This is a genomic window from Mesorhizobium sp. M1B.F.Ca.ET.045.04.1.1 (genome assembly GCF_003952465.1).
GTDB classification, from domain to species: domain Bacteria; phylum Pseudomonadota; class Alphaproteobacteria; order Rhizobiales; family Rhizobiaceae; genus Mesorhizobium; species Mesorhizobium shonense.
The window spans coordinates 4,734,327-4,756,606 of the sequence record NZ_CP034448.1; the positions used below are offsets into that span (position 1 = coordinate 4,734,327).

The 22,280-nt window shown below is 63.7% G+C and carries 22 protein-coding genes; 9 read left to right on the forward strand and 13 right to left on the reverse strand.

What is annotated here, in order from left to right:
* Both EJ071_RS23300 and EJ071_RS23305 read right to left on the reverse strand, forming a co-directional pair.
* Positions 1-918: a pseudouridine-5'-phosphate glycosidase gene (locus EJ071_RS23300; RefSeq protein WP_126099968.1), complete on the reverse strand. Its 918-nt coding sequence runs from the start codon at positions 916-918 to the stop codon at positions 1-3.
* 52 nt (positions 919-970) lie between these two features.
* Positions 971-1,909 (reverse strand): carbohydrate kinase family protein, encoded by a 939-nt coding sequence (locus tag EJ071_RS23305; RefSeq protein ID WP_126102692.1) that lies wholly within the window; start codon positions 1,907-1,909, stop codon positions 971-973.
* A 280-nt stretch (positions 1,910-2,189) separates the two neighbouring features.
* Here EJ071_RS23305 and recA point away from each other — a divergent pair, with 280 nt between their 5' ends.
* Together recA and alaS are read left to right on the forward strand one after the other, a co-directional pair.
* Complete coding sequence (gene recA / locus EJ071_RS23310; protein WP_126099969.1) at positions 2,190-3,287, forward strand: recombinase RecA; 1,098 nt, start codon at positions 2,190-2,192, stop codon at positions 3,285-3,287.
* A 332-nt stretch (positions 3,288-3,619) separates the two neighbouring features.
* Positions 3,620-6,289, forward strand: a complete 2,670-nt coding sequence (gene alaS, locus EJ071_RS23315) for an alanine--tRNA ligase (protein ID WP_126099970.1) — start codon at positions 3,620-3,622, stop codon at positions 6,287-6,289.
* A gap of 9 nt (positions 6,290-6,298) precedes the next feature.
* On the opposite strand, the gene EJ071_RS23320 is transcribed toward alaS, so the two are convergent.
* The 4 genes from EJ071_RS23320 to EJ071_RS23335 are packed head-to-tail and all read right to left on the reverse strand — an operon-like array spanning position 6,299 to position 9,443.
* Positions 6,299-6,880 (reverse strand): demethoxyubiquinone hydroxylase family protein, encoded by a 582-nt coding sequence (locus EJ071_RS23320; protein WP_126099971.1) that lies wholly within the window; start codon positions 6,878-6,880, stop codon positions 6,299-6,301.
* Entirely contained in the window at positions 6,873-7,487 is a 615-nt protein-coding gene (locus EJ071_RS23325; protein WP_126099972.1) for a glutathione S-transferase family protein, read from the reverse strand. Before EJ071_RS23325 ends, EJ071_RS23320 begins: the two co-directional genes overlap by 8 nt.
* Before the next feature lie 3 nt (positions 7,488-7,490).
* Entirely contained in the window at positions 7,491-8,228 is a 738-nt protein-coding gene (locus EJ071_RS23330; RefSeq protein WP_126099973.1) for a hypothetical protein, read from the reverse strand.
* A gap of 3 nt (positions 8,229-8,231) precedes the next feature.
* Positions 8,232-9,443, reverse strand: a complete 1,212-nt coding sequence (locus tag EJ071_RS23335; protein ID WP_126099974.1) for an NADP-dependent isocitrate dehydrogenase — start codon at positions 9,441-9,443, stop codon at positions 8,232-8,234.
* A 208-nt stretch (positions 9,444-9,651) separates the two neighbouring features.
* On the opposite strand from EJ071_RS23335, the gene EJ071_RS23340 reads away from it, so the two are divergent.
* The 4 genes from EJ071_RS23340 (at position 9,652) to EJ071_RS23355 (ending at position 12,426) form a co-directional block, all read left to right on the forward strand.
* Entirely contained in the window at positions 9,652-10,491 is an 840-nt protein-coding gene (locus EJ071_RS23340) for an RNA methyltransferase (protein WP_126099975.1), read from the forward strand.
* Positions 10,492-10,570: 79 nt separating this feature from the next.
* On the forward strand, positions 10,571-11,170 hold the full coding sequence (locus EJ071_RS23345) for a hypothetical protein (protein ID WP_126099976.1): 600 nt from the start codon (positions 10,571-10,573) through the stop codon (positions 11,168-11,170).
* Between the two features lie 111 nt (positions 11,171-11,281).
* Positions 11,282-12,082, forward strand: coding sequence for a glutamate racemase (murI, locus tag EJ071_RS23350; protein WP_126099977.1), 801 nt, complete (start codon positions 11,282-11,284; stop codon positions 12,080-12,082).
* Positions 12,083-12,243: 161 nt separating this feature from the next.
* A complete protein-coding gene (locus tag EJ071_RS23355) occupies positions 12,244-12,426 on the forward strand; it encodes a DUF3008 family protein (RefSeq protein WP_126099978.1) in 183 nt (60 codons plus the stop codon).
* Positions 12,427-12,525: 99 nt separating this feature from the next.
* Here EJ071_RS23355 and EJ071_RS23360 read toward each other — a convergent pair whose 3' ends face one another.
* Complete coding sequence (locus tag EJ071_RS23360) at positions 12,526-12,717, reverse strand: hypothetical protein (protein WP_126099979.1); 192 nt, start codon at positions 12,715-12,717, stop codon at positions 12,526-12,528.
* Between the two features lie 411 nt (positions 12,718-13,128).
* Here EJ071_RS23360 and rpsD point away from each other — a divergent pair, with 411 nt between their 5' ends.
* The 3 genes from rpsD to EJ071_RS23375 all read left to right on the forward strand — a co-directional run bounded on the left by rpsD (position 13,129) and on the right by EJ071_RS23375 (position 15,583).
* Positions 13,129-13,746: a 30S ribosomal protein S4 gene (gene rpsD, locus EJ071_RS23365; protein ID WP_126099980.1), complete on the forward strand. Its 618-nt coding sequence runs from the start codon at positions 13,129-13,131 to the stop codon at positions 13,744-13,746.
* 108 nt (positions 13,747-13,854) lie between these two features.
* Complete coding sequence (gene ttcA / locus EJ071_RS23370; RefSeq protein ID WP_126099981.1) at positions 13,855-14,766, forward strand: tRNA 2-thiocytidine(32) synthetase TtcA; 912 nt, start codon at positions 13,855-13,857, stop codon at positions 14,764-14,766.
* Positions 14,756-15,583 carry an inositol monophosphatase family protein gene (locus tag EJ071_RS23375; RefSeq protein WP_126099982.1) on the forward strand — a complete coding sequence of 276 codons (828 nt, stop codon included), beginning with the start codon at positions 14,756-14,758 and terminating at the stop codon, positions 15,581-15,583. The genes ttcA and EJ071_RS23375 overlap by 11 nt, the downstream gene beginning before the upstream one ends.
* Positions 15,584-15,599: 16 nt before the next feature.
* Here EJ071_RS23375 and EJ071_RS23380 read toward each other — a convergent pair whose 3' ends face one another.
* The 6 genes from EJ071_RS23380 to EJ071_RS23405 form a co-directional block, all read right to left on the reverse strand.
* The gene (locus EJ071_RS23380) at positions 15,600-16,799 is read right to left on the reverse strand and encodes a multidrug effflux MFS transporter (RefSeq protein WP_189521561.1); all 1,200 of its coding nucleotides are present in this window, start codon (positions 16,797-16,799) and stop codon (positions 15,600-15,602) included.
* Between the two features lie 186 nt (positions 16,800-16,985).
* Complete coding sequence (gene grxD / locus EJ071_RS23385) at positions 16,986-17,321, reverse strand: Grx4 family monothiol glutaredoxin (protein WP_059185116.1); 336 nt, start codon at positions 17,319-17,321, stop codon at positions 16,986-16,988.
* Positions 17,322-17,577: 256 nt separating this feature from the next.
* Positions 17,578-17,811: a BolA family transcriptional regulator gene (locus tag EJ071_RS23390; RefSeq protein ID WP_126099984.1), complete on the reverse strand. Its 234-nt coding sequence runs from the start codon at positions 17,809-17,811 to the stop codon at positions 17,578-17,580.
* Positions 17,812-17,923: 112 nt separating this feature from the next.
* On the reverse strand, positions 17,924-18,448 hold the full coding sequence (locus EJ071_RS23395; protein WP_126099985.1) for a hypothetical protein: 525 nt from the start codon (positions 18,446-18,448) through the stop codon (positions 17,924-17,926).
* Complete coding sequence (gene purL, locus EJ071_RS23400; RefSeq protein ID WP_126099986.1) at positions 18,445-20,676, reverse strand: phosphoribosylformylglycinamidine synthase subunit PurL; 2,232 nt, start codon at positions 20,674-20,676, stop codon at positions 18,445-18,447. The genes EJ071_RS23395 and purL overlap by 4 nt, the downstream gene beginning before the upstream one ends.
* Before the next feature lie 144 nt (positions 20,677-20,820).
* The gene (locus tag EJ071_RS23405) at positions 20,821-22,230 is read right to left on the reverse strand and encodes a PLP-dependent aminotransferase family protein (protein WP_126099987.1); all 1,410 of its coding nucleotides are present in this window, start codon (positions 22,228-22,230) and stop codon (positions 20,821-20,823) included.
* Positions 22,231-22,280: the final 50 nt, after the last annotated feature.

Below are 22,280 nucleotides of genomic sequence, written 5' to 3' on the forward strand. Positions count from 1 at the left end.
CTACAGCGCCTTCGCGATCTCCGCCGCCAGCCGCGCATTGTTCTCTACCAGCGCGATGTTGGTCTTGAGGCTGCGGCCGCCGGTGAGTTCCAGGATCTTTGACAGCAGGAACGGCGTCACCGCCTTACCGGTGACATTCTGCGCCTCGGCTGCTTGCTGCGCGGCGTGGATGTAGCCGTCCATCTCGGCGGCCGGAATCTCGTCATTCCGCGGCACCGGATTGGCGACCAGAATGCCGCCGCTCAGGCCCAGCGCCTGCCGCGTCCGGTAGAAATGCGCGATGTCCTGAGGCGCATGCAGCGTCAGCGGCGCGCGGAACGGCGACTGCCGGGACCAGAAGGCCGGCATGGTCTCGCAAGCATGGCCGATGACCGGCACGCCGCGCGTTTCCAGCACTTCCAGCGTCTTTTCGATGTCGAGGATCGCCTTGGCGCCGGCCGAGACGACGATCACCGGCGTGCGCGCCAGCTCGTCAAGATCGGCCGAGATATCGAAACTCTTTTCGGCGCCCTTGTGGACGCCGCCGATGCCGCCGGTGGCGAACACCTTTATGCCCGCCATGTGCGCGGCGATCATGGTCGCGGCAACGGTGGTGCCGCCGGTCCGCTTTTGGGCGACGGCAAAGCCGATATCGGCGCGCGACAGCTTCATGGCGTCGCCGGTCATGGCGAGCGATTCGCGCTCGCCGTCGGACAGCCCGATCTTGATGCGGCCGTCGACCACTGCGATCGTCGCCGGTACCACCCCGCCATCGATGATGATCTGCTCGACCTTCGCCGCCATCGCGCCATTGTCGGGATAGGGCATGCCGTGGGTGATGATGGTGCTTTCCAGCGCCACCACCGGCCGCCCGGCGGCGAGCGCCTCCGCCACCGGCGGATGGATGTCGATGAAGGGGTGAGCGGTTTCGGGTGTCATGGTTGTCTCCGATCCGGAGCATGCTCCGGCAAGCTGATCTGGCGTGCCGGTCCTATGCCACTTCCCGCGCATCCGGCACAAGGGCAAGCGCCTGCGCGAAACTGGCGGCCGTGAAGGACGGCACCGCCTCGGCGCTCTCGATGGCGAGCATCGCCGCGGCAACACCTTCGCGCAGTGCTGCCCGCAGGGGCAGGCCGCGCAGCAGCGCGGCAACCGTGGCACCTGTCAGCGCATCGCCGGCTCCGGTGACGTCGGCGACCCGTCGCGGTGGTGGAGGGTCGATGGCGAAGACGCCGGATTGGTCGAAGCCCAGCACCGCAGCGCTGCCGGCCGTGACCACGCCGGCGCGCAATCCCACCCGTCTCAACTCATTGACAAGATCCTGGCCGGACAGGTCGGCGCCGGCAAGCGCTGCCGCCTCGCGGCGATTCATGAACAGCAGCGAGAGATCGTCGAGCAGCGACGCCAGCCGCACGACCTTGGCCGGCGAGATGGCGATGGCGAAGATGGGCTTCTCGCCAGCCTGCGCCACGAGGCGCTCGAGCGCCGCCGTCGGCAGGTTTGCGTCGCAAAGGATCACGTCCGTCTCGGCGATCGCCTCGCGCACCTTGGCGCGGCGGATCTGCTTGGGGAAGGCGAGGTCGTAGAGGCCCATATCGGCAAAGCCGACAATCAGCTCGCCCTCGCTGTCGATCAGTGCCGTGTAGCTTGGCGTCGTGCGGTCGAGGAACACCACAGAAAGGTCGTCAATGCCGGCCCCAGCGATCGCCGATGCGACCGTTTCGGCCGCCGCGTCGCCGCCGCGCACGGAAAGCAGCGAGGCCGACACGCCGCGCTTCACCACGCTGCGCAGCGCGTTGAAGACGCCGCCGCCGACCTCCTCGCGCATGACGCCGGGATTGGAGGCGGCGGGCACATAGGCGCCCGATACCTGGCCGCGCCTATCGATATGGGCGCCACCCAGCGCCAGAATTTTCGGGGATGTCGGCATGCGGGAGAGGTGACCTTCGTTGATTGTTCGCGTGCGCACACTAGGTTTCCCCGCATCGCCCCGCAATCGGGTCGCGATTCGGGCCGGCTGGAAATCGAAGTCTCTTTGGGCCAGCGGTGTTGGCGCGCACCAGTTCTAGTGAGACAAAAATAGAACAAATCCGGATATCGATTATTTTTCAGTTATTTGCTGCCTCTTGCCAAATGAGAACAAAAAAGGTACAAAATGGCAAGGATTACGGATTGTCCGGCCTTCATTGACGACCAAGGGGTGATGTATCATGGCTCAGAATTCTTTGCGGCTTGTAGAGGATAAGGCAGTGGACAAATCAAAGGCTCTGGATGCGGCGCTGTCGCAAATCGAGCGCGCTTTCGGCAAGGGCTCGATCATGCGGCTCGGCGCCAACGAGCAGGTGGTCGAGATCGAAACCGTGCCGACGGGATCGCTCGGCCTCGACATCGCGCTCGGCGTCGGCGGTCTGCCGCGCGGCCGCATCATCGAAATCTACGGGCCGGAAAGCTCGGGCAAGACGACGCTGGCGCTACATACGGTTGCGGAAGCGCAGAAGAAGGGCGGCATCTGTGCCTTCGTCGATGCCGAGCATGCGCTCGATCCGGTCTATGCCCGCAAGCTCGGCGTCGATCTCGAAAACCTGTTGATCTCGCAGCCCGACACCGGCGAGCAGGCGCTGGAGATCTGCGACACGCTGGTGCGTTCCGGCGCCATCGACGTGCTGGTGGTCGATTCGGTCGCTGCGCTGACGCCGCGTGCCGAAATCGAGGGCGAGATGGGCGATGCGCTTCCCGGCCTGCAGGCCCGGCTGATGAGCCAGGCGCTGCGCAAGCTGACCGCCTCGATCTCGCGTTCCAACACCATGGTCATCTTCATCAACCAGATCCGCATGAAGATCGGCGTCATGTTCGGCTCGCCCGAGACGACCACCGGCGGCAACGCGCTGAAATTCTATGCCTCGGTGCGCCTCGACATCCGCCGCATCGGCTCGGTCAAGGACCGCGACGAGGTGGTCGGCAACCAGACCCGCGTCAAGGTGGTGAAGAACAAGCTGGCCCCGCCCTTCAAGGTGGTCGAGTTCGACATCATGTATGGCGAGGGCGTGTCGAAAACCGGCGAGCTCGTCGATCTCGGCGTCAAGGCCGGCGTGGTCGAAAAGTCGGGCGCCTGGTTCTCCTACAATTCGCAGCGTCTCGGCCAGGGCCGCGAGAACGCCAAACTGTTCCTACGCGACAATCCGGACACCGCGCGCGAGATCGAACTGGCGTTGCGTCAGAATGCCGGGCTGATTGCGGAGAAATTCCTCGAGAATGGCGGTTCCGAAGGCGGCGGCGACGGTTTTGAGGACGAAGCCGGCGCGATGTAAGGCCAGGCAATTCCGGGGGAGTGCGCAGCGGTTTCCGTCCGGAATTGCGCAAAGGCAATTAGTCGGCTTGGCCGGAGTTTGGCCACAATCCTATTATATCTGTATATGCTTATGTAATCGCGTTCTTGAGTATTGCGTCCCGAACCGCCGGCCTTGTGCCGGCGGTTTGCGTTTCGGGGGCGGTACACATGCACGGACAGCTCGTGAATTGGCCCAATTCCGTGTTTCTGGACAGGGTCAAGAGCTACGGCTAAAAGGCCACCTATCGTCTGAAACACGAAAGCCCATTTGCCGCCGGCCAAGCCGGCGGTTCTCGCGAAAAGGCAGTACTCATGAGTGGCGTGAACGACATCCGGTCGACATACCTCGACTACTTCCGCAAGGAGGGTCACGAGATCGTCGCCTCCAGCCCGCTGGTGCCGCGCAACGATCCGACGCTGATGTTCACCAACGCCGGCATGGTGCAGTTCAAGAACGTCTTCACCGGCCTGGAGAAGCGTGCCTATTCGCGCGCCGCGACCGCGCAGAAGAGCGTGCGCGCCGGCGGCAAGCACAACGATCTCGACAATGTCGGCTACACCGCGCGCCATCTCACCTTCTTCGAGATGCTCGGCAATTTCTCGTTCGGCGACTACTTCAAGGAGCGCGCGATCGAGCTTGCCTGGAACCTGATCACCAAGGAATTCGGCCTGCCGAAGGACAAGCTCCTGGTCACCGTCTATCACACCGATGACGAGGCGGCCGGCTACTGGAAAAAGATCGCCGGCTTCTCCGACGATCGCATCATCCGCATCCCGACCTCGGACAATTTCTGGGCGATGGGCGACACCGGCCCATGCGGGCCGTGCTCGGAGATCTTCATCGACCGCGGCGAGCACATCTGGGGCGGCCCGCCCGGCAGCCCGGAAGAGGATGGCGATCGGTTCCTCGAATTTTGGAACCTGGTGTTCATGCAGTATGAGCAGGTGACGAAGGATGAGCGTATCGATCTGCCGCGCCCGTCGATCGACACCGGCATGGGCCTGGAGCGCATGGCATCCATCCTGCAGGGGGTTGAAAGTGTCTTCGAGACCGACCTGTTCAAGCATCTGATCGATGCGGCATGCTCGGCGCTCGGGCACGGTCACAACCAGGAGAACGTCGGATCCTTCCGCGTGATCGCGGATCATCTGCGCTCGACCTCCTTCCTGGTGGCCGACGGCGTGCTGCCGTCCAACGAAGGCCGCGGCTATGTGCTTCGCCGCATCATGCGCCGCGCCATGCGCCACGCGCAGTTGTTGGGTGCCAAGGAACCGCTGATGTGGCAGCTGGTTCCGGCGCTGGTGCGCGAGATGGGCCAGGCCTATCCCGAGCTCGTGCGCGGCGAGGCGCTGATCACCGAGACGCTCAAGCTCGAGGAGACTCGCTTCCGCAAGACGCTGGTGCGCGGTCTCGGCCTGCTCGCGGATGCGACGGAGACGCTCCACGCCGGCGACATGCTGGATGGCGAGACGGCTTTCAAGCTCTACGATACCTACGGCTTCCCACTCGACCTGACGCAGGACGCGCTGCGCCAGCGCAACATTTCGGTCGATCTGGCCGGCTTCACCAATGCGATGGAGCGGCAGAAGGCGGAGGCGCGCGCGCATTGGGCGGGTTCCGGCGAGGCAGCGACCGAGACGGTCTGGTTCCCTATCCGCGAGAAGGTGGGCGCGACCGATTTCCTCGGCTACGAGACGGAGGAGGCGGAAGGCCTGGTCCAGGCGCTGGTCAAGGACGGCAAGACCGTCGACAGCGCCGGCCAGGGCGATGCCGTTGCCGTGGTCGTCAACCAGACGCCGTTCTATGGCGAATCCGGCGGCCAGATGGGCGACACCGGGGTGATCTCCGGCGACGGCTTCTCGGTCGAAGTTTCCGACACGCAGAAGAAGGCCGATGGCCTCTTCGTGCACATCGGCAAGGTGGCGAGCGGCACGGTCAAGACGGGTGCGTCTGTCGAGCTGAAGGTCGATCATGCTCGGCGCTCGAAGCTGCGCGCCAACCATTCCGCGACGCATCTCATCCACGAGGCGCTGCGCGAGGTGCTGGGCACCCATGTCGCGCAGAAGGGCTCGCTGGTCGCGCCCGACCGGCTGCGCTTCGACATTTCGCACAATAAGCCGATCTCGCCGGAAGAGCTCGAGGATGTCGAGCGCATGGCCAACGAGATCGTCGTGCAGAACAGCCCGGTGACGACGCGCCTGATGTCGGTCGACGATGCGATCGCCGAAGGCGCCATGGCGCTGTTCGGCGAGAAATACGGCGACGAGGTGCGCGTGGTTTCGATGGGCACGGGCCTGCATGGCGCCAGGGCCAACCGGCCTTACTCGGTCGAGCTCTGCGGCGGCACGCATGTCCGGTCGACCGGCGATATCGGCCTGGTGCGCATCCTGTCGGACAGCGCGGTGGCGGCCGGCGTGCGCCGCATCGAGGCGCTGACCGGCGAGGCCGCGCGCAGGCATCTCGACGAGCAGGACAAGCGGCTGAAGGCCGCAGCGGCGACCTTGAAGATCTCGCCGGCCGACGTGCCGGCTCGCGTCGAGGTGCTGCTCGATGAGCGCAAGAAGCTCGAAAAGGAGCTCTCCGAAGCGCGCAAGAAGCTGGCGCTTGGCGCCGGCACGGCCGTGTCCGATGCTCCGCCGACCAACGAGACCGTTGCCGGTGTCGGCTTCCTCGGCAAGGCGGTCAGCGGCGTCGCGCCGAAGGACCTGAAGCCTCTCGCCGATGCCGGCAAGAAGACGCTTGGCTCAGGCGTTGTCGTCTTCGTCGGCGCCGGCGAGGACAACAAGGCGAGCGTGGTGGTCGCCGTCACCGAGGACCTGACCAACCGCTTCAGCGCCATCGATCTGGTGCGCGTCGCCTCAGCGGCGCTCGGCGGGCAGGGCGGCGGCGGGCGTCCCGACATGGCCCAGGCCGGCGGCCCCGATGCCTCCAGGGCCAATGACGCGATCGCGGCGGTAAGGGCGGCGCTGGAGGCTGCTTAGTCCGGGGCGTCAGGAAAGCTTTGCCGCTTTCAGGGCACGCGCCATTCTGACGGAGTCGCCCCAGGTGGACAGCCAGATGAGGCAATCCGTGGCGACGGCGATCATCACGCGCAGGAGTTGCAGCAGCGGGCCTGGCGCTCGCAGCTGCTCCTCGGCGTGATGGAGATGGGCCAGCTCTTCCTCGCGGATCGACAGGATGATGGCATGCAGCCCGGGGTCGCGCTCGGCTAGATAGTGGAACTGGTCGTCGAGATGGCGGTGCACTGTCGCTTCGACGGCGGCGGTGCATGCCCAAATGCCTTGCGGGCCGAGCAGAGCGGTGAGAGAGCCCAATAACCAGCCACCCCAGCTCCAGAATTGCATCACGCGACATGGGCGCGAATTTCGCGCCGGCATGGCGGCACGGAAGGCGGCGCAATGTTGGCGCTCATGTCCAAGCATCTCCGACAAAGACGGCACGCAATCGGGCGAGAAGCGCCGGGCGACGAGGATTTGCGCCGAATAGATCCTGATTGCTCCAAATTCGCCGGCGTGGTTGACCCGGACTATCCTGGCCACGGTCAGCGCCTCGCGGCGGGATAGCTCACCCATTGGAGAAGCTTGTCCGCACGACGATACGATCACACCAGTCCTGCAAGACGGGGAAGCGGGCAAGAAGCTTCCGCCCTTCCTCGACCTTGAGGAAATAGCCGATGATCGATGCCGCGTGCAGATCGGCCAGCGTCAGCTGGTCGCCGAGCAGCCATGGTCCTTCTGCTTTCAGCGAGGCCAGAACCTTGAGCACTGTCTCCGCCTGCTTGAGGGCGCCTGCGATCAGTTTTTCGTCCGGCGCCGCCTTCTCCAGCCGTTCCACGGCGACGTCCCACACCATGGCTCGATAGGCGTAGGCGTCGAGCAAGCCGATGATCTGATTCATCCGCGCCCGGAGGCGCCGATCATCTGGCTGCAGGGCCGGGCCATCGAAGGCCTCGTCGACATAACGCGCGATCGCGCCGGTCTCGAAGAGACGAAAACCGTCATGCTCGAAGGCCGGGATGCGGCCGAACGGGTGATGTTCGAGATACCAGGCCGGAATGCCTTCGGCCGCGAAGATGTCCAGGGGGACAAGCTCGTAGTCGACGCCCTTTTCAGCCAGCGCCATGCGCGCGATGCGCACGTAGACGCTGTAATCGGCGCCGTAGAGGATCGGCTTGGTCATTTGCTACTCCTCTTTGTCTTGGCTGTCCCGTATCCAGATGCGCAGCGGGCCGGTGGCCTGAAAGCCGCAGGCCAGTGCTTCATCCAACCCGGCGTCGCGGTCATACGCTACCAGCGCGCGACATCCAGCAAACGCATTGGCTGCTGCCCGCACTGCATCCTGATATGTCGGACTGCCATCCGTGGCAAAGACATTTGACAACCCAGTCACCAACTCGGATCTATTGGCTATGCAGCCGGCGGCAAAGCCGTCAGCCGTCCGTCGGCCAAGGATAGCGATTGCGGGGTCGGCCAGGACTGCCGCTGGAAAGACACGGCCGTTGGAGGGACTTGCGCGATCCGCCCAGGCAAATTCCCACATCTCCAAGCTGGCAGCGTCCTCAACACGCTCCCAACCGGAAGGCGTCGTCGCCGGATGACTTAGGTCCGCCCAGATCCAGCTTGCTTCGAAGAGCTGACTGAACCCGAGCGGTTGGAGATCGAGACGGCAGAACCCGTCCTTGACCGAAAAGCCGGTAGCAAGGACGGATGTCAGTCTGGCTATTTCCGCAAGTTGGACCGTTACGGCATCGGCATCCAGAGTAGCGACATTGGGGTAGTAAGGAGGTGCTTGCCGGTCGCTGGACCAGACGAAGTCACTCCTCAGATCACTTAGCCCATGCGCCTTGAAAATAGCCTGACAGAGATCGGCGTTATTGCCAGCGCAAAGGCGGACCCTTTCGCTGGCAACAATGCTCGGCACTTTTCACCCCATCGCTTTCTGCAGATTCTCGTCGATCTTGTCGAGGAAGCCGCTGGTCGAGAGCCAGGGCTGGTCGGGGCCGATCAGCAGCGACAGGTCCTTGGTCATGAAGCCGGACTCGACGGTCTGGATGCAGACCTTCTCCAGCGTCTCGGCGAAGCGCTTCAACTCGGCATTGTCGTCGAGCTTGGCGCGATGGGCGAGGCCGCGCGTCCAGGCGAAGATCGAGGCGATCGAGTTGGTCGAGGTCTCCTCGCCCTTCTGGTGCTGGCGGTAGTGGCGGGTGACGGTGCCGTGCGCGGCTTCCGCTTCCACCGTCTTGCCGTCCGGCGTCATCAGCACCGAGGTCATCAGGCCGAGCGAGCCGAAACCCTGCGCCACCGTGTCGGACTGCACGTCGCCGTCATAGTTCTTGCAGGCCCAGATGTAGCCGCCCGACCATTTTAGGCTGGAGGCCACCATGTCGTCGATCAGCCGGTGCTCGTACCAGAGCTTGCGCGCCTTGAACTCGGTCTCGAATTCCTTCTCGTAGACTTCCTGGAAGATGTCCTTGAAGCGGCCGTCATAGGCCTTGAGGATGGTGTTCTTGGTCGAGAGGTAGACCGGATAGTTGCGCAGCAGGCCGTAGTTCAGCGAGGCGCGGGCGAATTCGCGGATCGACTCGTCGAGATTGTACATGGCCATGGCGACGCCGGCGCTCGGCGCGTCGTAGACGTCATGCTCGATCACTGTGCCGTCCTCGCCGACGAACTTGATCGTCAGCTTGCCCTTGCCGGGATAGCGGAAGTCGGTGGCGCGGTACTGGTCGCCGAAGGCATGACGGCCGACGACGATCGGCTTGGTCCAGCCCGGCACCAGGCGCGGCACGTTCTTCATGATGATCGGCTCGCGGAAGATGGTGCCGCCGAGGATGTTGCGGATGGTGCCGTTCGGCGACTTCCACATCTTCTTCAGCTTGAATTCTTCGACGCGCTGCTCGTCGGGGGTGATCGTCGCGCATTTCACGCCGACGCCGTATTTCTTGATGGCGTTGGCCGAGTCGATCGTCACCTGGTCGTTGGTGGCGTCGCGGTTCTCGATGCCGAGGTCGAAATAGTCCAGCTTGATGTCGAGATAGGGGTGGATCAGCTTGTCCTTGATGAACTGCCAGATGATGCGGGTCATCTCGTCGCCGTCGAGCTCGACGACCGGGTTCGCCACCTTGATCTTCGCCATGGAAAGAATGCCTCGTTGCTGGGGGATCTGAACGGCCTTGCCCGCATGGTTTCGGCCGGGGTTGCGGAGCGTATATCAAAGCCTTTTTGAGCGCGCAAACCGCGATCCGTACCACTATGGACGGGTACTGCTGTTGTGAATGCTTCATTTTCCGGGCCGGATGTGGCAGGGGACGCCGAAACGCCGCAAACCCTGGTTACGGAGAGCCATGCCAGCCGCAAAAGACCCCGCCAACGCCATCGGACCGGCGATCATCCTCGTCGAGCCGCAGCTCGGCGAGAATATCGGCATGGTCGCGCGCGCCATGGCGAATTTCGGCCTTTCGGAGCTGCGGCTGGTCAATCCGCGCGACGGCTGGCCGAGCGAGAAGGCGCGCGCGGCCGCCAGCCGTGCCGACCATGTCATCGATGCGACAAAGGTGTTCGACGATCTGGCCTCCGCGGTCGCCGACCTCAACTTCGTCTTCGCCACCACGGCGCGCGAGCGCGACGGCTTCAAGCCGGTGCGCGGCCCGGTGGAGGCGGGCAGGGCGCTCCGGGCACGCGGGCAGGCCGGGCTGCGCACCGGAATTCTCTTCGGCCGCGAGCGCTTCGGCCTCTACAATGACGAGGTCGGCCTCGCCGACGAGATCGTCACCTTCCCGGTCGATCCCAGCTTCTCCTCGCTCAACATCGCGCAAGCGGTGCTTTTGATGTCCTATGAATGGATGAAGTCCGGCCTTGCCGAGGAGACCGCGACCAACTTCTCAGGGCCCGAGCTGGTGCCGGCGACCAAGGAACAACTGCACAGCCTGTTCACCTATCTCGAAGGCGCTCTCGAGGCGCGCGGATATTTCCGCCCGGAAGAAAAGAAGCCGAAGATGGTCGACAATCTGCGCGCCGTGCTGACGCGGGCGGGCTTCGCCGAACCGGAACTCAAAGTGCTGCGCGGCATCATCTCGTCTCTCGACCGATTTTCGCCGGCAATGCCGCGTGGCGACGGTTCGCCGGGCGACGACCCGAGGCGGTTACCGGCTGCGCGGAAGAGAGCGGCGGACAAAGAAAGTTAAATCTGTAAGCTCCGGTCCTTCAAAGTAACCGAATATTATGCGGTTTTGATCCATCGTTATTGAAACGGTGGGGTAGCAGATGTTCACGTCCAATATTGGCCGTCTGCGTTTCTTCTTCTATTCGCTCGGCCTGTTCATGGCGGAGGCGGTGGCGATCATGCTCTGCATTGCCGTGACGATCGGTTTCGCGGGGCTGATCAATTCGATGCCGGGGCCGTCACGGCAAGGCCTGGCCGGCGCTGCTCTTATCGTGTCTCTGATCTTCGTCGTGCTGCGCGGCAATATCGCCTGGCGCCGCAGCCGCGACGCCAATGGGCCTAAGTGGATCCTTTGGGCCTACATCGTCTTCTCCGCCATCTATGCTTTCTTGCAGGCCGGCACGCTGCTGGTGATCGATTTCGGCAATCCGGAAAGCGCCCCAAGCGGCTTGAACCTGCTCGGTCTCTCGTTGTTCGGCCTCTGGGCCACGATCTTGTGGGCAAAGCCTGTCGCCGGCAGCGACATCGACGAGCTGACATCCGTCTTCGACTTCGACGGTTCCGTGCTGCCAACAGCTACTGACCGGACAGCCGCAGCCGCCTCGGCCCCTCACAGCGCGGCGCCAGCCGCGCGCCCGTCGCCGGCGCCGCAGCCGTTTGGCCGGCCGCGACCTGCGGGCTTCGGCAAGCGTGGGCTCTGAGCTGACCTGCGCAAAAGCTGCTGGCATTTGCCACTTCAAGACCATGATCGTTCAGGATAGAAGCGCCGTTGGCCAAATCACTGGCCAACTCCTTCCTGTGGTCGGATGACAATGAGCGATCGATCAAGCCAGCGCCCGATCCTGATGTTCGATTCCGGTGTCGGCGGACTGACCGTACTGCGCGAGGCGCGCGTGCTGATGCCGGACCGGCGCTTCGTCTATGTCGCCGACGACGCGGCGTTCCCCTACGGCGCATGGGAGGAAGCAGCGCTCAAGGAACACATACTGGCGCTGTTCGGCAAATTGCTCGACCGCTTGCAGCCGGCGATTTCGGTGATCGCCTGCAACACCGCCTCGACGCTGGTGATCGATGCGCTGCGCGAAAAATTTCCCGGCCACCCCTTTGTCGGCACTGTGCCGGCGATCAAGCCGGCTGCTGAGCGCACGCGTTCCGGCCTGGTGTCGGTGCTGGCGACGCCGGGCACAGTGAAGCGCCAGTACACGCGCGACCTGATCAGCAAATGGGCGCAGAAGTGCCATGTCCGGCTGGTCGGCAGCGACAGGCTTGCCGGACTGGCCGAAATCTACATGCGGGAGGGCTTTGTCGACGAGGAGGCCGTGCGCGCCGAGATCGCGCCGTGCTTCATCGAGCGTGACGGCCAGCGCACCGACATCGTCGTGCTCGCCTGCACGCATTATCCGTTTCTCGCCAACCGCATGCGCAAGACGGCGCCCTGGCCCGTCGACTGGATCGACCCGGCGGAAGCCATCGCGCGGCGGGCCATGTCGCTGCTCGAACCTGTCGGCGAGCCGTCGGGCGAGGGGGAACCCGACATTGCCGTCTTCACCTCCGGCAAGGTGGATTTCGCCACGAGGCGACTCATTCAGGGCTTTGGCCTGACCGCGCGCTAAAGCGCATCGCGATCTTTCAGGTTCGCTCAGTGCGCTTTAGGTCTTTGATTTTACGCATGTCTTTGTCTCGAAACCGGTTCCCACGTTCGGGAGACATGCGCTAGCGCCGGAACTGTGGCCTATGGCGCAGCGTTTCTTCTCACAGCAAGGAGGAACTCACCATGCCTGCCACATCACAAGCTCAGCAAAAGGCGGCCGGCGCGGCGCTTGCCGCCAAACGCGGCGAGATCAAGAAAAGCGAGCTCAAGGGCGCCTCGCGCGGGATGTACGAGTCGATGAGCGAGAAGGAATTGGAAGAATTCGCCGAGACCAAGCGCAAGAGCCTGCCCAAGAAGAAATCTTGACGCACACCGCCATCTGGCGTTGCCTGCCTGAAAAAAAGCCCGCGGTTATGGGCTGCGGGCTCCGTCTCGATGACTATTCGCAGTCGATTACCGGCGCCACTAGCAGTGCCGCACCTTGTAGCGGATGACCTGACGGTGGCCGTGCCGCCACACGACCCTTTTCTTCACCACGACGCGGCAGACCTGCTTGTGGCCATACCAGTGCCTCGCCATTGCCGGCTCCGGCATCATGACCGCCATCGACCCCGCCAATACCGCGGCTCCCGTCAGGGTAAGGAAGAACTTCTTCATGGGAATTTCGGACTCCTCTGCTCCAGTCCCTTCATCAAGTGTCAGGGCGAGCTTACGTCCCAAAATGGTTGCACCCCGCCCTGATGCCGTCGGCATCCGCCACATCCGGCACCGCATGCAACGCAGAACGGTATAGGGTCGGCCGCTGCGTCGCCAGTCATAAGCTTGACAGCGGTTAAATCTCTGTTTAACAGGCCACCAACACCGGGTGGCGACGCCCGGTGGTTTCTTTTGCATGGCAAGACCTCACCGGCCTGTCGGCGGTCTTGTTTGAACTGACGTGTCCCGTGGGTTTTCCGTCGCGTTGCGTGGAAAACCCTGTCAGGTCTCGAAAGCGGAGGCCAGAGGAGGGCGCGTTTCCTTCACCCGGAGCCATGGGGTTCTGGGTATATTGTTTTGAAAGGGAATGCGATGAGCAAGCGCGAATCCGCGAAATACAAGATCGACCGCCGTCTCGGCGAAAACATCTGGGGCCGCCCGAAGTCCCCGGTCAACAAGCGTGAATACGGCCCCGGCCAACACGGGCAGCGCCGCAAGGGCAAGCTTTCCGACTTCGGCCTGCAGCTGCGCGCCAAGCAGAAGCTGAAGGGCCACTATGGCGACGTTTCGGAAAAGCAATTCCGCAAGGTCTATGAAGAGGCCAACCGCCGCAAGGGCGACACCTCCGAGAACCTGATCGGCCTGCTCGAGTCGCGTCTCGACGCGATCGTCTATCGCGCCAAGTTCGTGCCGACCATCTTCGCCGCCCGTCAGTTCGTCAACCACGGTCACGTCAACGTCAACGGCAGGCGCACTAACATCGGCTCGTACCGCTGCAAGCCGGGCGACGTCATCGAGGTGCGCGAGAAGTCGAAGCAACTCGTCATCGTGCTGGAATCGGTCGCTCTCGCCGAGCGCGACGTGCCGGACTACATCGAGGCCGACCACAACAAGATGACCGCCACCTTCGCCCGCGTTCCCGGTCTGTCGGACGTTCCGTTCGCCGTCCAGATGGAGCCGAACCTGGTGGTCGAATTCTATTCGCGCTGATCGGAAATCCAGCAGCAAGCAATCGAAGGCCGCCCTCGAGGCGGCCTTTTCTTTGTCGGCCGTGTCCGCTAATCCGGTTGGCGACAACGACCACTGGGCACCAGTGCCATGAACATGCTGCCAGATACCAAATCACTTGGCGTCAAATCGCTTGAACCGATCGCCGGCGAGGAGGAGGGCGGGTTTCATCCGCTTTTTCGCGACGTGCCGTCCTCGGTCGAGTTCAACAAGCTGCGCAAGCGGCTCTTGAGGCTTGCCCGCCAGGCGATCGAAGACTTCGCCATGGTGAAGCCCGGCGAGCGCTGGCTGGTGGCGCTCTCCGGCGGCAAGGATTCCTATGGCCTGCTCGCCCTGCTGCTCGACCTCAAATGGCGCGGCCTGCTGCCGGTCGAGCTGCTCGCCTGCAACCTCGACCAGGGCCAGCCGAATTTTCCAAAACACATCCTGCCCGACTATCTCAATGCCAACGATATTGCGCACCGCATCGAGTACCAGGACACCTATTCGGTGGTCACCGATAAGCTGCCCGAGGGCAGTACCTATTGCTCGCTCTGTTCGCGGCTGAGGCGCGGCCATCTCTACCGCATCGCGCGCGAGGAGGGCTGCGCCGCCCTGGTGCTCGGCCACCACCGCGAGGACATCCTCGAGACCTTCTTCATGAACCTCTTCCATGGCGGGCGTCTCGCCGCCATGCCGCCCAAGCTGATCAACGACGAGGGCGACGTCATGGTGCTGCGCCCGCTCGCCTATTGCGCGGAGACCGATCTCGAGAAATTCGCCGGCGCCATGAAGTTCCCAATTATCCCCTGCGACCTCTGCGGCAGCCAGGAAGGGCTGCAGCGCAACGCCATGAAGGCGATGCTCGACGACATCGAGAAGCGCATGCCCGGCCGCAAGGACACGATGATCCGCGCCATGACCAATGTGCGGCCCTCACACCTGCTTGACCGAAAACTGTTCGACTTCGCCGCGCTCGATGCGCGCTTCATCACAGGGCAAGACATTTCCGATGACATTTGACGATCGTGCGATCGACTGGCTGGCCGACCTTCTCGCCGACGCAGCCAGGGCCGAAATCATGCCGCGCTTCCGCCGGCTGGGCGAGGGCGATGTCCGCCAGAAGACGTCGGCCGCCGATCTGGTGACCGAAGCGGATGTCAATGCCGAGAGGCTGATCGCAGCCAGGCTGCGCGAGCGCTACGCTTCAGCGATGATCGTCGGCGAGGAGGCCTGCTCCGACAATCCGGCCTTGCTTGCCGGTCTGGGTGACGCCGAGCTTGCCTTCGTCATCGATCCGGTCGACGGCACCTTCAACTTCGCCTCCGGCGTGCCGCTCTTCGGCGTCATGCTGGGCGTCGTCGTCAAAGGCGAGACGGTTGCAGGTATCATCCACGACCCGGTCGGCAAAGACTGGCTGATCGGCGCCAAGGGGGCCGGCAGCCATATCCGCCACGCGCATGGCGCGCTGGAGAAGGTGCGGGTCGCCGAGCCGGTGCCGATCTCGCAGATGACGGGCGCGGTATCGTGGCAATATCTCAAGGAACCGGAGCGCTCCCGGCTGGCGCGCAACCAAACCAAGGCGCTGTCGCAGTTCGGCTATCGCTGCGCGGCGCATGAATACCGGTTGCTGGCGAGCGGCCACGGCCACTTCGTCGTCTACAACAAGCTGATGCCTTGGGATCACCTGGCTGGCGTGCTGATCCATGCGGAGGCTGGCGGTTATGCCGCGCGCATCGACGGCGATCCTTATCTGCCGTCGCATGTCGACGGCGGGCTGCTCGTCGCACCGGACAAGCAAAGCTGGGACGAATTGCGCCTCGAGCTTTGGGCCGAATAGACCGACGTTCCTTGCGTCACACCGGCGGATTGTGCGGCTGGAACAGCCGTCCGCGCTCGGCGATCAGGATCATCAGCAGGGCCGCGACCGAGACGCTGCAGAAGCCGGCCGCCAGGGGCGTGACCGTGCCGTTATAGGCCTGGCCGATCAGCGTGCCGAGGAGGCCGCCGAGAAAAGTCTGCATGAAGCCGAGGATGGAGGACGCCGTGCCGGCAAGCTCGCCGAGCGGCTCCATCGCAAGCGCGTTGAAGTTCGCGCCGAGGCAGCCGAACGGCACCATCGCGCCGGCGAAGAAGGTTATGAACAGCCAGAGCGGCATCTGCATTTCGAGCGAGACGACAAGCCAGATCAGGCTGATGGCGAGGAACAAGAGCAGCGCGCTTTGCGACAGGCGGCGCATGCCGATCTTGCCGACGAGCCGCGCGTTGAGGAAGTTCGAGAAAGCAAGCACGCCGGCGACACCGGCGAAGATCAGCGGGAACAGCTCGCCGACATGGAAGACGTCGAGATAGATCTGCTGCGCCGAATTGATGAAGCCGAACATCGCACCGAAGATGAAGGTGCTGGCAAAGGCATAGCAAAGCGCGATGCGGTTGGTGAGCACGATGCGGAAGCCGCCGACAACCGCATTGACCGTCAGCGGCCGGCGGTATTCCGGATGCAGCGTTTCCGGCAGGCGCAGCAGCGACCAGCTCGAGACGACCAGCGCGCCGACGGCCATGGTGACGAAGATCCAGTGCCAGGTGGCAAAGAGCATGATGAACTGGCCGATGCCGGGGGCGACGACCGGGATCGCCATGAACACCATGAAGATCAGCGACATCACCTCGGCCATGCGGCGGCCCTCGAACGTGTCGCGCACGATCGAGACGGCGATGACGCGCGTCGCCGCGGCGCCGAGGCCTTGCACGACACGGCAGCCAAGCAGGATGGCAAAGGTGGGCGCGACGGCGGCGGCGGCAACCGCCGCGACATAGATGATCAGGCCGGCAACCAGCGGCGCGCGGCGCCCGAAGCGATCGGAGATCGGACCGAAGAAGAGCTGTCCGCTGCCGAAGCCGAGAATATAGGCTGTGATGACGTACTGGCGGTGGTTTTCGTTCTCGACGCCGAGCGAGGCTCCGATCTGCTGCAGGGCCGGCAGCATGATATCGATGGCCAGAGAGTTGAGCGCCATCAGCGCCGCGCAGAGCGCAATGAATTCCCAGCGCGGAATGGGCAGAGCCCGTTGCGACGCTTCTATCTGCTTGTCCACGGCAAAATCCGATCTTGCAAACGAACATGCGCCGGTGGACCGGCGCATTTGTTCGTCTCGTTCCCCGAAGTCGGGAACTACATTGCCGAGGTGGGGGCGGCCCCGGGTGCCTTGCATCTGCCGGCTAAATTGCCGGCCCGCGCGAACTTAGGCGGCGCCTTTGACGCTGACGCCTTTTTCGACGAGGAAATCCTGCAACTCGCCGGCCTGGAACATCTCGCGCACGATGTCGCAACCGCCGACGAACTCGCCCTTGACGTAGAGCTGCGGAATGGTCGGCCAGTTGGAGTAGTCCTTGATGCCCTGGCGCAGCTCTGCCGAGTCGAGCACGTTCACGCCTTTGTAGTCGGCCCCGATATAATCGAGGATCTGCACAACCTGGCCGGAAAACCCGCATTGCGGGAAGCCTGGCGTGCCTTTCATGAAGAGCACGACGTCGTTGCTCTTCACTTCATTGTCGATGTAGTCGTTGATGCCGGTCATGGACGATCCTTTCACGCCTGTGGGAGTCAGGCTCGAAACATGTCCATCAAATAAACCCATAGGTTGGCTGAAACAAGACGTTAGCCACGACGCCAACGGAATGGCGCAAGGGATGGTGCGTTTTGGGCTAAAGCGCCTCGCGATCTTTCAGATTCGCTCCATGCGCTTTAGGTTTTTGATTTTACGCATGTCTTTGTCCCGAAACCGGTTCCCATTTTCGGGAGACATGCTTTTTAAGCTTGGTTGGTGGCCGGGCTCAGTCGGGAACGCTGGTCTGCAACGCCAGCGCGTGCAGCACGCCGCCCATTTTGCCCTTCAGCGCGTCATAGACCATCTGGTGCTGCTGCACCCGGCTTTTGCCGCGGAAGCTTTCGGCCACCACTTCGGCCGCGTAATGGTCGCCGTCGCCTGCCAGATCGCGAATCGTCACCTTTGCGTCCGGAATGCCTTCCTTGATCAACCGTTCGATGTCGCGCGCGTCCATTGCCATGACAAAAATCCTGTTTTCGAGCGGGGAGCGGTGCAGCCCGTACGATGAGAGTCGGCGCTAAGCGTAGAGCCTTTCCGGCCCGGATTGAAGCGGTTCCGTCCACGCCGACGGCTCACGACATGTTCTGATCCAGATGAGCCGCGTCGGCGGCGGGCACGTCCTCACGCATCGAGTAGGCGCGACCGAGGCTGAAGGTCAGCACATAGAGCGGGACATTGATCGCGATACCGACCATGGGCAAGTAACTGGTCCACTGCCACATCGGGGAAAAGAACGACTGGCCGTACCCATCGCACATAAGCGAGGAACCATAGGCCCACAGCGCTCCGAGGACGACGGTCACAGCTAAGAGCTTGACGCAGGTGACGATCTGCCTTGCCCGAGTCGGTTCCGGCAAAAGCTGCTCCCAGAGGACCAGGCACAAAACCGGAATCGTGTAGACGAAGCTCTGGACGGCCAGCATCGGAATTGTGCCGTTGGCCGCGGCAAGGAATTCGACCCGCGTTTCGAGCCGCGGACAAACCTCGCTCGAGGTCGTCGACAGCAGCAGAAAGACGAACGGCCCGAGAAACCAGAAAAAGAACAGCGACGGCCAGAAGACGGCTGCAAGCAGCGCCCGGACCGCCAATCTGGTCAAACCGCCTGATCCATGAAGCGCGGGAACCAGCCCTCATGGGCGGCGGTCAATTCGCTGACCGGGATCGTGCGCGCTTCGCCGAGTTTCAATTCGCGACCGCCGGTCGTACCGATCCAAGGCGCGAAGATGCCGAGCATGCCCTGCTCCTCGCGGATCCTGTCCCATTCGCCGCTTTGCGGGTCGATCGAGAGCGTCAGCAGGTAGCGGCCCTGGTCCTCGCCGAACCAGACCGGGATCGGGTCGGTGCCGGTAAGCCCTGGAATGGTGGCGCCGATGCCTGACGCCATCGCCATTTCGGCGAGCGCCACGGCAAGGCCGCCATCGGATACGTCGTGCGCGGCGGTGACGATACCGGAGGCGATCAACGCGCGGACATGGTCGCCGACGCGCTTCTCATGTTCGAGATCGACCGGCGGCGGCGGGCCGTCGGTCCGGCCGTGGATGTCGCGCATATAGACGGACTGGCCGAGATGGCTGCCCCAGCTTGCCGGCGCGCCGACCAGCACGATCATCTGGCCCTCGGCGGCGAAGCCGATGCGGGCCATCTTCGACCAGTCGGCAATCAATCCGACGCCGCCGATGGTCGGCGTCGGCAGGATGCCGCGGCCGTTGGTCTCGTTGTAGAGCGAGACATTGCCGGAGACGATCGGGAAGTCGAGCGCGCGGCAGGCATCGCCGATGCCCTTCACCGCGCCGACAAACTGGCCCATGATCTCCGGCCGCTCCGGATTGCCGAAATTGAGGTTGTCGGTGGCGGCGAGCGGCAGCGCGCCAGTGGCGGTGAGATTGCGCCAGCACTCGGCGACGGCCTGCTTGCCGCCCTCGTAAGGATCGGCTTCGCAATAGCGCGGCGTCACATCGGAGGAGAAGGCCAGCGCCTTGGTCGGATGGCCGTCGACGCGCACCACGCCGGCGTCGCCGCCCGGAAGCTGCAGCGAATTGCCCTGGATCAGCGTGTCGTATTGCTCCCACACCCAGCGGCGCGAGGAGAGATCCGGCCCGCCAAGCAATTTCAGCAGCGCGTCCGCGACATCGGCTTTCGGCGCATCGCTGGCCGCGAGCGGCGCAGGCTTCTTCGCTTCAACCCACGGGCGGTCATATTCCGGCGCCTGGTCGCCCAGTTCCTTGATCGGCAGGTTCGCGACCTCGTCGCCCTGGTGGAGGACGCGGAAGCGCAGGTCGTCGGTCGTCTTGCCGACGATGGCGAAGTCGAGGCCCCATTTGCGGAAGATCGCCTCGGCCCCTTCCTCTTTTTCGGGGCGCAGCACCATCAGCATGCGCTCCTGGCTTTCCGACAGCATCATCTCATAGGCGCTCATGCGCTCCTCGCGCACCGGCACCTTGTCGAGATCGAGCTCGATGCCGAGATCGCCCTTGGCGCCCATCTCGACGGCCGAGCAGGTGAGACCGGCGGCACCCATGTCCTGGATGGCGATGACGGCGCCCGACGCCATCAGCTCGAGGCAGGCTTCCAGCAGGCATTTTTCGGTAAAGGGGTCGCCGACCTGGACGGTCGGCCGCTTCTCCTCGATCTTGTCGTCGAACTCGGCCGAAGCCATGGTGGCGCCGCCGACGCCGTCGCGCCCGGTCTTGGCGCCGAGATAGACGACCGGCAGGCCGACGCCCTTGGCCTGCGACAGGAAGATGGCGTTGGTCTTGGCGAGGCCGGCCGCGAAGGCGTTGACCAGGATATTGCCGTTGTAACGCGCGTCGAAATTCACCTCGCCGCCCACCGTCGGCACGCCGAAGGAGTTGCCATAGCCGCCGACGCCGGAGACGACGCCGGCGACCAGATGCCGGGTTTTCGGATGGTCCGGCGCGCCGAAGCGCAGCGCGTTCATCGCTGCAACCGGCCGCGCGCCCATGGTGAAGACGTCGCGCAGGATGCCGCCGACGCCGGTCGCCGCGCCCTGATAGGGTTCGATATAGGAGGGATGGTTATGGCTCTCCATCTTGAAGACGACGCAGTCGCCGTCGCCGATGTCGACCACGCCGGCATTCTCGCCCGGCCCTTGGATAACCTGCGGGCCGCTGGTCGGCAGCGTGCGCAGCCATTTCTTGGACGACTTGTAGGAGCAGTGCTCGTTCCACATCGCCGAGAAGATGCCGAGCTCCGTGAAGCTCGGCTCGCGGCCGACCAGATCGAGGATGCGCTGGTATTCGTCGGGCTTCAGCCCATGCGCGGCGACGAGCTCGGGAGTGATCGGCACGGAATTGGAAATGGTCATGGGCGGCGATTGGTATCCGTGGGAGAGGGGATTTTTCGAGTCTCCTCTTATCGCAAGCTTTCGCGCGATACACCCCACCGGATAACGAAAAAACGCCAGAAAACCACTGCGTCGGCGCGTGCTCGACCGACAGCGCTGGGCGGGTCAGGAAAAACTGTCGTAGCCGGCGCGGCCTTCGTCAAGCAAGCGGCGGATGACCGCGACGCCGCGGGCGACATCCTCGCTCTGCCGCGGCTGCGATACGCCAAAGCGGACGCTGTGAAAGACCTGCTCGGAACGACCGGCCTTGAATTCATCCTCGTCGTCGATGAGCACACCCTGCGCCAGGCAGGCATTCTTGAAGGTGCCCGACAGCCACGGGTCCGGCAAAGTCAGCCAGACGAAGGGCACATTGTCCCTTGTCTTGAAGTCGAACCCCGCCAGCGTCTCGCGCACAACCTGGAGACGGGCCTGGATCTCGGCAATGCAGCGTTGGCGGATATCGCCGGCCCGGCCGGACATCACCAGCCTGGTTCCAACCTCCGCCAGCAGGAAGGGCAGGCCGCCGGTCATCATCTTGTGGGCGACGCGGATGCGGTGGCGGTAGGCGGGCGGACAGGAAAGCCAGCCGCCGCGCACGCCGGCCGCGACAGATTTCGACAGACCGCCGGCGACGATCGTGCGCTCCGGGGCATATTCGGCAAGCAGCGGCGTCGGATCGTCAGTCAATTCGCCATAGAGGTCGTCCTCGATCAAGACGACATTGTACTCGCGCGCAATACGCGCGATCGCCTGGCGCCGCTCCGCCGACAGCGTCACCAGCGTCGGGTTCTTCGCCGTCGGCATCACGAACATCATCTTGGGGTGCTTCTGCGCGCAGACGCGCTCGAAATCGTCAGGGTCGATGCCTTCATCATCCGCCGACACCAGTGCCGTGCGGCGCCCGATCAGCCCGGCGCTGCGCGAGATCTGCGAATAGGTGAGATGCTCGAAGACGACATAGTCGCCGGGCGTGGTGAGCGCGGCGATCGCCGCCATCACGGCGGCATGGGTGCCGAGTGTCGGAACAATCGAATCGGGCGAGGGGTGGAAGGCGTTGCGCGACAGCCACCGGCTGCCGGCCTCATACCAGCGTTCGGGAAAATCCCTGGTGTAGCTCGCTATGTCGTGTGGATGTTCCTGCGCAGTGCGCGCCAGCAAGTCCGCGATGACGGCGCCCTGGCCGACATCGGGTGCCGCGGTACTGTCGAAGCGCAGCTTGCCCGTCGGGGCATCGATGGGGCGCGTGCCTTGGACGGCGGGCTCGATATCCGCTTTCGGGATCTCCGTGCGTTGCGCGAGTACATAGGTGCCGCGCCCGACCTCGCCGCTCACCAGCCCGCGTTCTCGCAGCAACTGATAGGCCCGGCCGATGGTGCCGACAGTGGTGCCGATGTCATAGGCGAGGTCGCGCTGCGGCGGCAGTTTTGCACCGGCATCGATGACACCCTTGTCGATATCTGACTCAATGCTGTCAGCAAGACGCTGATACAGGGGGCCGGATCCAGCGGAAAGATCGGGGAGCCAATTTGTCATGGTGACAATTTTCTATATTGCACCGCGCGATGAGTCAATCGATATGACAT

Excerpts from the sequence above, each read along its gene's own strand:
- EJ071_RS23340 (WP_126099975.1), top strand. The coding sequence starts at position 9,652 with ATGCCAGCCGCAAAAGACCCCGCCAACGCCATCGGACCGGCGATCATC.
- rpsD (WP_126099980.1), top strand. The coding sequence starts at position 13,129 with ATGAGCAAGCGCGAATCCGCGAAATACAAGATCGACCGCCGTCTCGGC.
- EJ071_RS23375 (WP_126099982.1), top strand. The coding sequence starts at position 14,756 with ATGACATTTGACGATCGTGCGATCGACTGGCTGGCCGACCTTCTCGCC.
- EJ071_RS23320 (WP_126099971.1), bottom strand. The coding sequence starts at position 6,880 with ATGGGTGAGCTATCCCGCCGCGAGGCGCTGACCGTGGCCAGGATAGTC.
- EJ071_RS23355 (WP_126099978.1), top strand. The coding sequence starts at position 12,244 with ATGCCTGCCACATCACAAGCTCAGCAAAAGGCGGCCGGCGCGGCGCTT.
- EJ071_RS23360 (WP_126099979.1), bottom strand. The coding sequence starts at position 12,717 with ATGAAGAAGTTCTTCCTTACCCTGACGGGAGCCGCGGTATTGGCGGGG.
- EJ071_RS23390 (WP_126099984.1), bottom strand. The coding sequence starts at position 17,811 with ATGGCAATGGACGCGCGCGACATCGAACGGTTGATCAAGGAAGGCATT.
- recA (WP_126099969.1), top strand. The coding sequence starts at position 2,190 with ATGGCTCAGAATTCTTTGCGGCTTGTAGAGGATAAGGCAGTGGACAAA.
- EJ071_RS23345 (WP_126099976.1), top strand. The coding sequence starts at position 10,571 with ATGTTCACGTCCAATATTGGCCGTCTGCGTTTCTTCTTCTATTCGCTC.
- grxD (WP_059185116.1), bottom strand. The coding sequence starts at position 17,321 with ATGACCGGCATCAACGACTACATCGACAATGAAGTGAAGAGCAACGAC.
- alaS (WP_126099970.1), top strand. The coding sequence starts at position 3,620 with ATGAGTGGCGTGAACGACATCCGGTCGACATACCTCGACTACTTCCGC.
- EJ071_RS23305 (WP_126102692.1), bottom strand. The coding sequence starts at position 1,909 with ATGCCGACATCCCCGAAAATTCTGGCGCTGGGTGGCGCCCATATCGAT.
- EJ071_RS23300 (WP_126099968.1), bottom strand. The coding sequence starts at position 918 with ATGACACCCGAAACCGCTCACCCCTTCATCGACATCCATCCGCCGGTG.
- EJ071_RS23405 (WP_126099987.1), bottom strand. The coding sequence starts at position 22,230 with ATGACAAATTGGCTCCCCGATCTTTCCGCTGGATCCGGCCCCCTGTAT.
- EJ071_RS23325 (WP_126099972.1), bottom strand. The coding sequence starts at position 7,487 with ATGACCAAGCCGATCCTCTACGGCGCCGATTACAGCGTCTACGTGCGC.
- murI (WP_126099977.1), top strand. The coding sequence starts at position 11,282 with ATGAGCGATCGATCAAGCCAGCGCCCGATCCTGATGTTCGATTCCGGT.
- purL (WP_126099986.1), bottom strand. The coding sequence starts at position 20,676 with ATGACCATTTCCAATTCCGTGCCGATCACTCCCGAGCTCGTCGCCGCG.
- EJ071_RS23335 (WP_126099974.1), bottom strand. The coding sequence starts at position 9,443 with ATGGCGAAGATCAAGGTGGCGAACCCGGTCGTCGAGCTCGACGGCGAC.
- ttcA (WP_126099981.1), top strand. The coding sequence starts at position 13,855 with ATGAACATGCTGCCAGATACCAAATCACTTGGCGTCAAATCGCTTGAA.